At 42.3% G+C, this 13,451-nt stretch carries 10 protein-coding genes; 7 read left to right on the forward strand and 3 right to left on the reverse strand.

Annotation, left to right across the window (positions count from 1 at the left end; translation table 11 throughout):
- Positions 1-85 precede the first annotated feature (85 nt).
- Positions 86-2,467 (forward strand): alpha-L-arabinofuranosidase C-terminal domain-containing protein, encoded by a 2,382-nt coding sequence (locus MHH50_RS11180; protein WP_340034322.1) that lies wholly within the window; start codon positions 86-88, stop codon positions 2,465-2,467.
- Between the two features lie 72 nt (positions 2,468-2,539).
- On the opposite strand, the gene MHH50_RS11185 is transcribed toward MHH50_RS11180, so the two are convergent.
- A complete protein-coding gene (locus MHH50_RS11185; RefSeq protein ID WP_340034324.1) occupies positions 2,540-4,045 on the reverse strand; it encodes an alpha-N-arabinofuranosidase in 1,506 nt (501 codons plus the stop codon).
- Positions 4,046-4,195: 150 nt separating this feature from the next.
- On the opposite strand from MHH50_RS11185, the gene MHH50_RS11190 reads away from it, so the two are divergent.
- From MHH50_RS11190 to MHH50_RS11215, 6 genes are all read left to right on the forward strand, one after another.
- On the forward strand, positions 4,196-5,098 hold the full coding sequence (locus MHH50_RS11190; RefSeq protein WP_076100771.1) for an ArsR family transcriptional regulator: 903 nt from the start codon (positions 4,196-4,198) through the stop codon (positions 5,096-5,098).
- Between the two features lie 171 nt (positions 5,099-5,269).
- Positions 5,270-6,277: a LacI family DNA-binding transcriptional regulator gene (locus tag MHH50_RS11195; RefSeq protein WP_036689737.1), complete on the forward strand. Its 1,008-nt coding sequence runs from the start codon at positions 5,270-5,272 to the stop codon at positions 6,275-6,277.
- Positions 6,278-6,456: 179 nt separating this feature from the next.
- On the forward strand, positions 6,457-7,398 hold the full coding sequence (locus MHH50_RS11200) for an ABC transporter permease subunit (protein WP_036689816.1): 942 nt from the start codon (positions 6,457-6,459) through the stop codon (positions 7,396-7,398).
- A gap of 14 nt (positions 7,399-7,412) precedes the next feature.
- Entirely contained in the window at positions 7,413-8,300 is an 888-nt protein-coding gene (locus MHH50_RS11205; RefSeq protein WP_036689738.1) for a carbohydrate ABC transporter permease, read from the forward strand.
- 55 nt (positions 8,301-8,355) lie between these two features.
- Positions 8,356-9,993 (forward strand): sugar ABC transporter substrate-binding protein, encoded by a 1,638-nt coding sequence (locus MHH50_RS11210; RefSeq protein ID WP_038569996.1) that lies wholly within the window; start codon positions 8,356-8,358, stop codon positions 9,991-9,993.
- Between the two features lie 63 nt (positions 9,994-10,056).
- On the forward strand, positions 10,057-11,400 hold the full coding sequence (locus MHH50_RS11215) for a glycoside hydrolase family 30 beta sandwich domain-containing protein (RefSeq protein WP_340034327.1): 1,344 nt from the start codon (positions 10,057-10,059) through the stop codon (positions 11,398-11,400).
- Positions 11,401-11,600: 200 nt separating this feature from the next.
- On the opposite strand, the gene thiD is transcribed toward MHH50_RS11215, so the two are convergent.
- Together thiD and MHH50_RS11225 are read right to left on the reverse strand one after the other, a co-directional pair.
- Complete coding sequence (thiD, locus tag MHH50_RS11220; RefSeq protein ID WP_038570000.1) at positions 11,601-12,413, reverse strand: bifunctional hydroxymethylpyrimidine kinase/phosphomethylpyrimidine kinase; 813 nt, start codon at positions 12,411-12,413, stop codon at positions 11,601-11,603.
- A 131-nt stretch (positions 12,414-12,544) separates the two neighbouring features.
- Positions 12,545-13,426, reverse strand: coding sequence for a DUF4850 domain-containing protein (locus tag MHH50_RS11225; RefSeq protein WP_340034328.1), 882 nt, complete (start codon positions 13,424-13,426; stop codon positions 12,545-12,547).
- Positions 13,427-13,451 lie beyond the last annotated feature (25 nt).

A 13,451-nucleotide genomic window follows, 5' to 3' on the forward strand; every position in this document is an offset into this window, starting at 1 on the left:
GAGTTATTATAATGATTTATATTGATATGAACTAAGTAATATAAATATAAATCAAATTGGAATTCACAAGGAGGAAGACAAAAGAATGAAGACAGAAGGAAAATTGACGATACATACGCAGCAGCGGGGGGCGGAGTTAGGCGATCTATTCGGTATTTTCTTCGAGGATTTGAATCATGCGGCCGATGGTGGGCTTTACGCTGAGCTAGTTCAGAACCGATCTTTTGAATTCGACCCGATTGACCGGGCAGATTATCATGCACTGATGGCTTGGGAGCCTGTAGAACGTGGAGATGGAAAGGTAAATATCTCTGTAGAAGACAGCAAGCCCTTAAATGATCGTAACCAACATTATGTTGCCATCGATATTGTGGCTGAAGGTGACGGCGTTGGCCTGATGAATCTAGGCTTTAACAGTGGTATTCCGGTAAAAGAAGGCGAGAATTATAACTTCTCAGTGTATGCCCGCCGGGAGACAAGCTTTGATGTGCCGCTTACCGTAAACATCGAAAGCACAGACGGCATCATTCTTGGTGAAGTGGAGATCGCCGTAAGCAGCTCTGAATGGACCCGATATGAAGCCGTTATTACAGCTAATAGCACGGACACAAGCAGTCGTCTTGTAATCGTTACCAAAGGTAACGGGAAGGTATATCTGGATATGGTTTCCCTGTTTCCTGAGAAGACCTTTAAGAATAGACCTGGAGGCATGCGTGAAGATATTTCGCTGCTGCTCGCTGATTTAAAACCTAAGTTTATGCGGTTCCCAGGAGGATGTCTGGTGCATGACGGTTCCTTGGATCCAGATGACAGAGACTCCATGTACAGATGGAAGAATACGATTGGGGATGTTGCACAAAGACCGGCAAGACGCAATAACTGGTCATATAATCAGACGCTTGGGTTAGGTTATTATGAATATTTTCAGTTCTGTGAGGATATTGGAGCTAAGCCGATCCCCGTTCTTCCGGGCGGCTACGACCCGCATCATAAACGGATGGTACCGCTGGATGAATTAACGCCTTGGATTGAGGATGCTTTGGATTTAATTGAATTCGCCAAGGGGGATTCTTCCACGAAGTGGGGAGGCATTCGTGCAGAACTGGGTCACCCTGAGCCTTTTGGGCTGGAGTATGTCGGCATTGGGAATGAAGAGGTAGGTGCACCCTTTTTCGAGAGATATCCTTACTTTCATCAAGCCATCAAAGCAAAATATCCGGAAATCAAGGTCATTAATTCTAGCGGTCCGTTCTCTGCCGGTCAGGAATATGAACGGGGCTGGACGTCGGCAAAAGAGAACAAGTCTGACCTCGTAGACGAGCATTATTACTGTACACCTGAATGGTTCCTGGCTAATCATCATCGTTATGATGATTTCAAAGCCGATGAGCCAAAGGTATTCCTCGGTGAATATGCCTCATGGGGCAATACCTATTACAATGCATTGGTGGAAGCAGCATTTATGACAGGTCTGCAAAATAATGCGCATGCCGTTGGCTTAGCTTGTTATGCTCCAATGCTCTGTAATGTGGATTATATTAACTGGAAGCCGGATATGATCTGGTTCAATAATCATGAAGTGTACGGAACGGCAAACTATTATGTGCAAAAGCTATTCATGAACCATCAGGGAGATCATTTGCTGAAGATGGAAGCAGATGGCTTCACGGCACCGAAGGAAAGCAGAAAGGAAGCGATCACTGGAGCCGTCAGTTTCGGTGTGGATGCCTCTGCTGCTCGTTTCTCCGAGATCACCTTAGTCAACAATATTACGGGAGAAGTGAAAACGTATTCTGACTTATCAGAGGAAGTTTCAAATCTGCCTGACCCTGCTCAGAACAGAACGGCTAAACGGACACTAGAGCTTGGTGAGACAGAGTGGGAAAACTATACTTTGCATTTTAAGGCTACACGAACTGCAGGAAATAAAGGGTTTATCTTTTATTTTGGTAAAGCGGATGATCAGAATCATTTGTACTGGGAGCTGGGTGGCTGGCAGAATCAGGATTCGATTGTGGCCTCAATTATCAACGGAAGAAATTCTGTTCTGACGCATGCTATGTTTACGGTTGAAACAGATGTAGAATACGATCTTAAGCTAGAAGTAGTGGGCAGACAGATCCGTACTTTTATTAACGGAGAACTGGTGAATGAGACAGAAGATAAACTTCCGGTCATCGAACCGCTGTATTACACGGCAAGTGTGGAAGATTTAACGGGGGATATTATCCTCAAGACTGTAAACGTACAAGAGAACAGCGTTTCTGCTGAGGTTGCACTGGAATCTTTGGTAAAAGAAGCACTGACCATCGAAGTCTATGAAATGTCGGGATACCCGCTTGAGGACGAAAATAACTTCGAGAATAAGCAGCAGGTCTCTCCGAAACAAACCAGCTTTAAGACAGAAGGAAGCAGCTTTAGTTATGAGTTTCCGAAGCAATCCGTGACAATTTTCAGAATAAAATAACGAAGACGCCCCCATGAATCGATGGCTTATTAAAGATTCATGGGGGCATTTCTATGACTATTACAAGTTAGCTTAGCCGTTCACCCGCAGACGAATCACATTCCAGGAAGCTTTTGCGAGAAGGGCTTTTACATGTCCACTCTCAACAACGGCTTTGCCTTGGCTAGGCATCACGTTATGAGGATTGGATTTGGTATTTACAGCTTTTATATCTTCATGTTCCAGTACAATATGTTCAATAATGTTTACGGAACTGAAGCTGCGCAGATCCACGTCGAGCTCTAGTCCTTCGGATAAATGGCGGTTTACAGCCAAGACGGTTACTTCATTCAGCTCTTCGTTGTATACACTAATGGCTTCCAAGTAAGGCACATCAGTGAAATCTTTGGAATCGTATTTAGGGCTGGAAATCAGCGGGTGAAGTACGGTTCCACGACCATAAAGGGAAGCATGCAGGTACGGATAATAAGTAGTCTGCAGCCAAAGCGGTCCGCCATTTTCAGTCATAATTGGGGCGATTACATTGATCAGCTGCGCTAAGCAGGCCATTTTCACACGATCAGCATGCTTCAACAATGAAATAAGACAGCAGCCCACAACAAGTGCATCTTCAAGTGTGTACACATCTTCGAATTCTGGCGGTGCGATCTGCCAATGTTGTTCGGCACGGCTGCTGCCTTGTGATTTCCATACATTCCATTCATCGAGCGACAGATTAATTTTCTTTTTGCTCTTTTTCTTCGCTTGAACATAATCACAGGTGGCAGCCACACTGCTGATGAAATGATCCAAATCCATAGAGCGGGCTAGGAAGTTAGGCGTGTCGTCATTGTTGTTATTGTAGTACGTATGCAGTGATAAATAGTCCACATTATCATAAGAAAGATCAAGCACGGTAGCTTCCCACTCGGCAAAAGTGTCCATGCCGCTGCCGGAGCTGCCACAAGCCACAAGCTCAAGCGTTGGATCGACCCAGCGCATAGCTTTTGCAGTTTCGTTCGCTAACCGTCCATATTCGACCGCGGTTTTAGCTCCAATCTGCCACGGACCATCCATTTCATTTCCGAGGCACCAGGTCTTAAAAGCGTGAGGCTCTTTATACCCATGAGAGATCCGCAGGTCACTGTAGTAGGAGCCGGAAGGATGATTGCAGTACTCTACTAGATTTCTAGCTGCATCGATGCCGCGTGTTCCAAGGTTAACTGCCATCATGACTTCGCTGCCTACGAGCTTAGCCCAATCTGCAAATTCGTTGGTACCCACTTGATTGGTTTCCGTGGTCCACCAAGCTAATTCAAGAGATTGCTTGCGTTCGTGCTTGGGTCCAACCCCATCTTCCCAATTGTAACCGGATACAAAGTTTCCTCCAGGATAACGGATGATAGGAACGTTTAAGGCACGAATAGCTTCGATGGCATCGTTCCGAAAACCATTCTGATCCGCAGTAGGGTGACCCGGGTCATAAATCCCACCGTAAACTGCTCTTCCTAAATGTTCGATAAATGAGCCGTAGATCCGCGGGTCTACTTCAGCTAGTCTGAAATCTTTGTCAATAATCATTGTCGATTTAATCGGCATGAGTGTACAGCTCCCTCTAGTTGAATTAATGTTTTCACTAATTAAGTAATTGTTTTATGATTACATGATACTGATTTTAGCTTATAATAAGCAATGAATTAATTTAGGATTCGTTAAAATACTAATTCAATAAGCATAGGAGACGTTGAAATGTACTTAACCACAGATTCTGAATCCTTGCAGGTGTATGAAGCGCTGGCAAGTGAAGTTAGGCTGCGAATTATTGAACTTCTGGACCGCAGAGAGATGCACATCAAAGAGCTGGCAGCGGAGCTCTACCTTAGTAGTGCAATTGTCAGTACTCATGTAGCAAAGCTGCAAAAAGCAGGCCTGATCAGTTCTAAAATGAGACGAGTAAATGGAGGAACCTATAAATATTGTTCTTTGTCTGCGAATTATCTGCAGATTAAATTATCGGGCTCCCGTGGAGTTGCCAGAAAAGTGGTTGAAGTGTCTATCCCTGTAGGGCAATATACCGATATTCAGGCTTTACCTACCTGCGGGATTGCTACTACTGAGAAGCTGATCGGCTATTATGATGATCCGCGTTATTTTCTGGACCCGGAACGAGTGAATGCCGGCATAGTATGGTTTGCGAAAGGTTCTATCGAGTACAAGATTCCAAATTATCTATTTCAAGATCAAGTGGTGCAGGAGATTGAGATTTCGCTGGAAATAGGTTCCGAAGCTCCACATGTAAATGAGAAGTGGCCGTCGGATATTGGCTTTATGATGAATGGACAGGATTTAGGAAAATGGACCAGTCCGGGCGACTTTGGCCTCACTAGAGGACGATTAAATCCCATTTGGTGGCGTTCGGATGTTAACCAATATGGTTTGCTGAAGGTTCTGCGGATTAATGCAGGTGGAACCTTTGTGGATGGGCAGCAAATCTCAGATATTACCTTGGAGGATGTACGAGTAGAGCAGGATCAGTGGACCTTTCGTTTAACGGCAGAGAATAGCGGACGGAGAAGAGGCGGACTAACCATATATGGCCGTGGGTTTGGGAATTACGAGCAAGACATTATGTTTAGAGTGTATTATGAATGATTTCGAGTTTGCAGAAGAGGTGTTTTATAAGATTCTGTAGAAAATTTAAGCTTGTGTACCAATTATTACCTCTGATAAAATAAAGCTAAAAAATATATTGTAATGAAAACGTTTTTATGTTAATTTAAATCTATAAAAACGTTTTTATTCGTAAAGGAAGATTGAATCATTATGGAAAAGGTAACGATCAAAGATGTTGCCAGAGAGGCTGGAGTCTCCATTTCTACGGTTTCCAACGCGCTAAATGACGTAGATGTATTGAACCCGGAGACGAAATCACATGTTCTTAAGGTTGCGAAGCGATTAAATTATGTTCCTAACCTGAACGGTAAGCTCCTTAGGAATGGGAAAACCAAAATGCTGGGTTTTTTCACAACAAGTGTGTCGGGTCCATACTTCTATAAGCTTGTTGAGTCCATGTCGCGTGAATGTGATCGGCTAGGTTACGGGCTGAATGTATTTGTTACCAAGGACAAACAAGTGATTATGAGCAATATTCTAGGCCGGCGAGTGGATGGTGTCATTATCTACGAAGAGCTGAGAATAGACGAAGAGGAAATTGCCGCAATGGTGAAAGACAAGATCAAGGCTGTATTTCTGGATCGGCCGCTTAAGAACGACACGATGGGAAGCGTGATATTTGATTCCTTTGAAGCGGGGTTTGAAGCGACCAAATATTTAATCAGTCTAGGGCATAAAAAGATTGCTTACATATCTGGTGTGGATGAGATGTACGACAGTGTTCAGCGGAGAGAAGGATACTTAGCTGCTTTGCGTCAGTATCAGCTACCCACGCATGAAGAGTATATTATACAAGGATATTTTGAAGAAGAAAGCACTTACAACGCTATAAAATCTTTCCTTCACTATAGTCCTGATAAAATACCTGATGCCTTCTTAGCAGGGAACGACTTGAGTGCAATTGGATGTATTCAAGCTTTGAAATCGCATGGATACGAAGTTCCGCTAGATGTTAGCGTTATGGGGTTTGATGATATTGATATTGCGCAGTATTTCTCACCGCCTTTAACTACTGTAAGAAATCAAATTGCTAGACAGGGTATTTTGGCTATTAATCACCTAGTTCGCATGATCCAGAAGAAGGAACAGGGCGAGATGATGAAATTGGCGGGTGAATTAGTCGTAAGAGGTTCTAGTCAAGTAAAGATTGGTCGGTAAGAACACATATATGTAATGGGTTCAAGATTTCACCCGATCATTTTTTAAAATTTTGTTGTTTTGGGAGGGTTTTTTTTTCAAAAAAATAAAAACGTTTTTATTGTTTGGGGATCATGATTTGGAGGGGAGAAGAAAAAGTGGATAAATTAGCCGTAGTGCCAACAAACGGAAAGAATCCAATGAGCGGGAAAAAGCCTATGGGGCAGAGGGTCAAAGAATTTGTAATTGATTATAAGAGACAATGGGAAATTCAATCCATGGTCATCCCGGGAATTATTTTTATGATTATCTTTTGTTTTATTCCGATTTACGGATTGACGATTGCTTTTAAAAGCTACACCGTAATTGATACACTCGATTCTGCACCTTGGGTAGGGCTCGATAATTTCAGAATTATTTTATCTGATAAATATTTTTGGGACGCTGTAGTCAATACATTAGGGATCAGCTTTCTGAAATTAGCCATAGGGTTTGTTATTCCTATTATTTTATCCGTTATGATTTACGAATTAAGTGGTGGACGCTTTAAAAAGATAGTGCAAACCATCTCTTATTTACCACACTTTTTGTCCTGGATCGTTCTCGGCGGGATGCTGATTGCCTGGTTTTCCTCATCCGGTATGTTTAATGAGATTATGCTCAGTTTGGGACTGATTTCGAAACCGGTAAATATTTTGCTTGATGCGAATAAATACTGGTGGATTGCAACGTTATCCGATATTTGGAAAGAGGCTGGTTGGGGAACGATTCTCTACTTAGCCATTATGTCGAAAATTGATCCTACTTATTATGAGGCTGCCAAAATAGATGGCGCAAGCCGTATGAGACAAATTTGGAATATCACGCTTCCTAACATGAAACCGATTATCAGTTTAAATCTGATTCTCACTGTAAGCGGTTTATTAGGATCAAATCTGGATCAAACCCTGGTATTGATGAATTCTCAGAACCGCGTTAAGGCGGAGGTCATTAATTCTTATGTGTATCGTATGGGTATGACGCAAGGTGACTTCTCTTATGCTACTGCTGTTGGTTTAGGTGTCTCCATCGTTTCAGTCATCCTACTGATTAGCGCCAACAAAGTATCCAGTAAATTAAATGATAATCAATCAGTTCTGTAGAAGGAGGCATTTCTGTGAATCGTACGGTGGCTAAAGAAGATCTCGATAGTCGAATCTTTAATACCTTAAATATTATCCTGCTCTGTATTTGTACAATCATTATTGTCGTTCCTTTATGGAATGTAGTCATATCCTCTTTAAGCTCGGGCAAGGCGCTTGCGGAAGGCGGATTCATATTTTGGTCTCCAGAGTTCTCCTTGGAAAATTATCGTGCTGTATTTCAAGATGAGACCATTGGTTTAGCATTCGTAGTATCGCTTGCCAAAACATTTATTGGTGTCATTACCCACGTATTCTTTTGTGCCATGATCGGTTATGGCTTGAGTAAGAAATACATACGTGGACGTAAGCTGTATGTTGCCATGGGTGTAATCACTATGTTTTTCTCTGGTGGAATGATCCCTACGTATTTATTGATTAAATCATTAGGCCTCTTAAACAGCTTCTGGGTTTATATTATCCCGGCCTTGTTCAGTTATTATGATGTAGTTATTCTAATGAACTTCTTCAGAAATGTACCGGATTCACTTGAAGAGTCAGCCAAAATTGATGGTGCAGGTGACTGGCGCATTTTCCTGAAAATCTTTATCCCTCTTTCCATGCCGGCTATGGCCACCATTGCGTTATTTAACGGGGTTGGGCAGTGGAACGACTTTATGACTACCAAGTTATATATTACCGATCAATCGCTGTACCCGCTGCAGATGAAGCTCTATGAAATCATTGTTCAGTCGCAAACACAATCCATGCAAAATGTTGGTGGATCTGCGATTATCGAAACTACGACTAAAGGGGTTCAACTAGCAACAATTGTCATTACAACTTTGCCGATTGTTGTGATGTATCCAATATTACAGAGGTACTTTATCTCAGGCATGATGATGGGGGCGGTGAAGGAATAGTAAGTAAATCTCCAAGTAGTGAATGCTTACAAAACATTTTAGGGGGAAATAAAAGATGAACAAAGCATTTGGGAAAAAAGGACTCAAACTTTGTACGGCACTTATGGCTGTTGTATTAGTATTTACAGGTTGTGGATCGAAAGGTAATTCTGACAGCTCCAGTAAAGAGTTAAGCTCCATTGAAGGCCGTTATACTATAGATCCGGAAACACCGGCATGGAAGCTGGATACAAAAAAAGAAACAACAGATCTGACTTGGTACGTGAATGCAGACTGGTGGAATACTGATTTCGGGAAAGACCTTGTCACCAAGAAAATTAAAGAGGATTTAAACATCAACATTAAATTCATTACAGGCGATGACACTAAGCTGAATACGATTTTTGCCGGCGGTGAAATGCCAGACCTGTTGACTATTTTTGATTCCAACTCTCCAGTCGTACAAAAAGCTGCTACCTGGGCATTGCCTTTAAATGATCTGGCAGATAAATATGATCCGTATTTCAATAAAGTTGCAGAAAAAGATACGATGAACTGGTTCCAGTTAGCTGATGGCAAGACCTATGGATACCCTAACTATTCCAATACGCAAAACGATTATGATAGCGGTAACATTCCTGCTAAAACAGCCTTTGTCATCCGCAAGGATGTTTACGAAGCCATTGGAAAACCAAGCTTTGGAACTCCTGAGGAATTCAAGAGCGTTATGCAACAAATCAAAAAACAATTCCCGGACATGATTCCTTTTGGTTTTAACTCCATTGGTTCAGGCACTGGTTCTTTGGGAGATGTATTGGAGGACTTCATCGGAGTGCCGATGGAAACTGAAAATGGCGAATTCTACAACCGTAACCTGGATGAGGATTACTTGACTTGGTTGAAAACGTTAAATGAAGTCTACAGAAATGGTGACATCAGTGATGACAGCTTTGCTGATGACGGTACTGCCTTTGAAGAAAAAGTGAAATCCGGTAAATATGCAACAATACTTTTGGATGGAACACCTCAACAAAGTGGTAACCTGCAAATCTTCATGACAGAAAATCCAGGCAAGGAATATATCGCTATTGATGGCCCACAAAGTACTGTTGGACATGAACCAACGTTGAATCAATCCGGAATTACAGGTTGGATGATTAGCTATGTTACTAAAAAGGCTAAGGATCCTGCAAAAGCGATTCAAATTTACACTTATTTGCTCAGCGACGAAGGACAAAAGCTCATGAACTACGGTATTGAAGGAGAAACCTATAAAGTTAACGACAGCGGTAAAATTGAATTCTTGCCTGAAATCAAAGACCTGCAATTAAATAATGCCGATAAATTCAAAAAAGATTACCGGATGGGCGAATTTATGTTCTTTGGACATGACCGTGATAAAGCGCTGAGTAATGACGCATTCGCAGATTCCATTAAACAAATGCAAGAGTGGGGCAAAGGAAAGTTAAAACCACACTTTATTCTTGAAAACATTAACCCGGCTCAAGGAACGCCTGAAGCTCGCAGTCTTACTGCAATTGATACTACTTGGAACACTACGCTTGTAAGTATGATCCGCGCTAAAGACGATGCTACATTCGACAGCACCTTAGCTGCTTACAAAACATTTTTAAATGATAACAACTGGGATAAGATTGTAGAAGTTCGTTCTGAAAAAATGAAAAACAACAAAGAAAAATTAGGCCTTAAATAAGTTAGAAAATAGAATGTGGCCCCTTCACTGGGGCCTCTTCATAGAAAGATGGAGGGAAACAACATGCCAGAGCTTAAAATTTATCAATCCACCGGGGAGAATACATTGTTTGTAGAGCAAAGTCTGCAACAATTAACTCCAATTGCTGACGCAGAGGCGACCACTACTGTAACTATTGACGAGAATCAAACCTTTCAGGAAATGGATGGCTTTGGAGCATCCTTTACGGATTCATCCGCTTATTTGATTAATCAAGTCCTGAACAACGAACAGAAAAAGGAAGTCATGAGCAAGCTTTTTGACGCACAAGATGGAATTGGTTTGTCCGTATTAAGAAATCCAATGGGGGCATCGGATTATGCTAGAGATATTTATAGCTATGATGATAGACCTGCACAGGAAACGGATACGGAATTAACCCACTTCTCTATCGCACATGATGAAGCAGACATTATCCCTTTGTTGCAACAAGCTCTGGAAATTAACCCTGAGATCAAACTGATGGCTTCTCCATGGAGTGCACCAGGTTGGATGAAGACTAGCGGATCGATGATTGCTGGAGAACTTAAACATGAATATTATCAGGCTTATGCCGATTATTTTGTTCGATATATTCAAGCTTTTGAAGGGCACGGATTGCCAACTTATGCTGTAACTCCACAGAACGAGCCTTTATTTGAACCCAAACACTATCCTAGTATGTTAATGTTGCCTGAGGCGCAAAAAGATTTCATTAAAAACTACCTGAAGCCGAGCTTTGTTAAGCATAACATCGCTACAAAAATTCTCTGCTACGACCACAACTGGGATCGTCCAGATTATCCGTTAACCGTGCTCGATTATGCAAAAGATGAAGTAGATGGTGTAGCTTGGCACTGGTATGGTGGCAATGCGTCAGCGCAATCAGAGGTTCTGAAAGCTTTTGCCGATAAAGAAGTGCATTTTACAGAAGGTTCTGGTGGAGAATGGATTCCTCCGTTTGAACAAGCCTTCTCCAATGTAATGAGAACAGGGATTGATATTCTTAGAAATCATAGTAAATCCTTTGTGTTATGGAATATGGCCTTAGATGAAAAGAACGGCCCAACCGTACCGGGTTTTGGCAAAAGTACTTGTCGTGGTGTTGTGACAGTCAACCAAGAGACCAAGGAGCTTACGTATACGCTCGACTATTATGCGCTGGCCCATTTCAGTAAATTTATTCGTCCGAAGGCTGTGCGCATTGACGCCTCCACCAATCAAGAAGTGATTCGTTCCGTAGCTTTTAAGAATACAGATAACTCTATTGCAGTTGTTCTGTTCAACGATAGTGAAAAGGCTGAGAATGTGGCTTTGAACTTGCCGGGAGCGGATGAATTATCTTTCCGTTTGGCGTCAAAAAGTGCTTTATCCATTTTGATAAAATAATTAGAGGACGTAGCTCAGAAGCACTCGAATCTTGATTTGGGTGCTTTTTTTATGAAAATAATCGTATAAAAAATCTATGTTCGGTAAGCATAGTTTTGAATTTACGGATTTTCAATAATAGTAAATAAAAATGGCAGTCCAAAGCTGAAGTTCAGCGTCTGGACTGCCATTTATTTTTTTGTGTAATTGGATTGCGAGTTCTAACGTTCTAAACGGTAACCACCGTGAAATACAGGACCCACATATTCATTAAACGCAAATCCATTACGAATGGCTGCGGAGACAAAATCTTTAGCTTTTGCAACAGCTTCATGAACCGTTAAGCCATTAGCTAGACCGCCTGTAATTGCTGCGGCAAAAGTACATCCAGCTCCATGATTGTGAGCGGGTTCGATTTTGGCTGTTTGGAATACAGTGTACTCAGAACCGTCGAAGAAGATATCAATCGCTTGATCGCCGCCGAGTGCTTTGCCGCCTTTAACCACGACATTACGTGCACCGAGCTTATGAATCAGACGGGCAGCTTCTTTCATTTCCTCAAGGGTAGTAAGTTTGCCAAGACCTGAAAGAACACCTGCTTCAAACAAGTTTGGGGTGACCACAGTTGCTAGTGGTAGCAATAAGTCACGAATAGCCTCAGCGCTGTCAGGGTTCAAGACTTCATCTTCACCCTTGCACACCATAACTGGATCAATAACTACATTAGTCTGAAGATTTTCTTTGATCGCTTGCTCTGCAACGCGCACAATTTCAACACTTCCAAGCATACCTGTCTTCATGGCATTAACCGGGCCACCAGCGAAAATAGTTTTTAACTGCTCAGCAACAATGGAGGCATCAATTGGATAAACATTATGGTGCCAGCCGTTGTCCGGGTCCATAGTAACGATAGTGGTCAAGGCACTAAAGCCGTAGGTACCATACTCTTCAAATGTTTTTAGATCCGCTTGGATGCCTGCGCCACCACTGGAGTCGCTGCCTGCAATAGTTAGAGTTTTAATAATTTGAGTCATGGTTACGTCCCCTTTATATATGTCTGAATTCATAAACAACGCATTGCATTGATTATAACAAAAAATAGCACCTACGTCTTTCTAAAAGCAAGAGCAAGGTTGAAAATACCTTCCTCTAAAAATTCCCACCCTTAGTCCAGCTTCTCTGCGTTTGGGTCAGCAATGAAGAGCGGTCCATGATTATCTGTAAAGAATTTCATGAGGGTCTCCACTACTTCCTGCTGTGGGGATGTCTGAGCTTGATGTATTCCGATACTGCGGAATAAATAACCCCATTCTCCCTTATCGTAATAGGCAGCACCCTCATCCTGATAGCCATTCGCGTCTGCTTGAAGTGTATATCTGACCGTTCTTGCTTCAGCTCCTGCAGTACCTAAAATATGCTGCTCGCTAAACTTAAGCGGATTATTAATGGTAAATCCCAGCGCGTCAGCCCATTCGGCTTTTTCCGGGAAATAAGCTCCGATTGCAGTAATGGCACAGCCTATACAAGTCCAAGCCGTATCTGAATAGTTCATGTTTTGTTCCGGATGGTTCGGATCCTGAAAGGTAACTCCATAAGAACCGTTAGCGCCGACAACCGCGGTAGCCTGCCATCCGGCAGGAGCGAGTAGAAGATAACCTCCACCGATATCAGGACGGTAGACCAGCGTTGCTTCTACTTGGTTTTTCATGTCTTGAGATAAAGCAAAGGTCATTTCAGGTATGGGGGGGATTTCTGTATTTACATATTCGTCACCACTATCAATATTTAGCTGCGCGAGCGTAGTGTGCAGTGGAATGATGACCTGCCCATTATCGGGATCACTGCTAGGAAATTCGATCATTTCTTGAGTGGAGCTGGGTTTGTTATCTGCTTCATTATTAGTTTGTGCGTTGGTGGATGTAGGTGGTGTGGTAGGTGTACCCCAGTCGAGCCCTTTATATCCAACCAGCAGCACTAGTACAATTACGACGCATAATATTGAAGTTAAGATCCAGCCGTTTCTAACACCTCTTCGTTTGGATTTCATATATGTTGTACCTCCTTTGATCTTA

Source organism: Paenibacillus sp. FSL H3-0302 (assembly GCF_037982245.1).
Classification (GTDB): Bacteria; Bacillota; Bacilli; order Paenibacillales; family Paenibacillaceae; genus Paenibacillus_AQ; species Paenibacillus_AQ odorifer.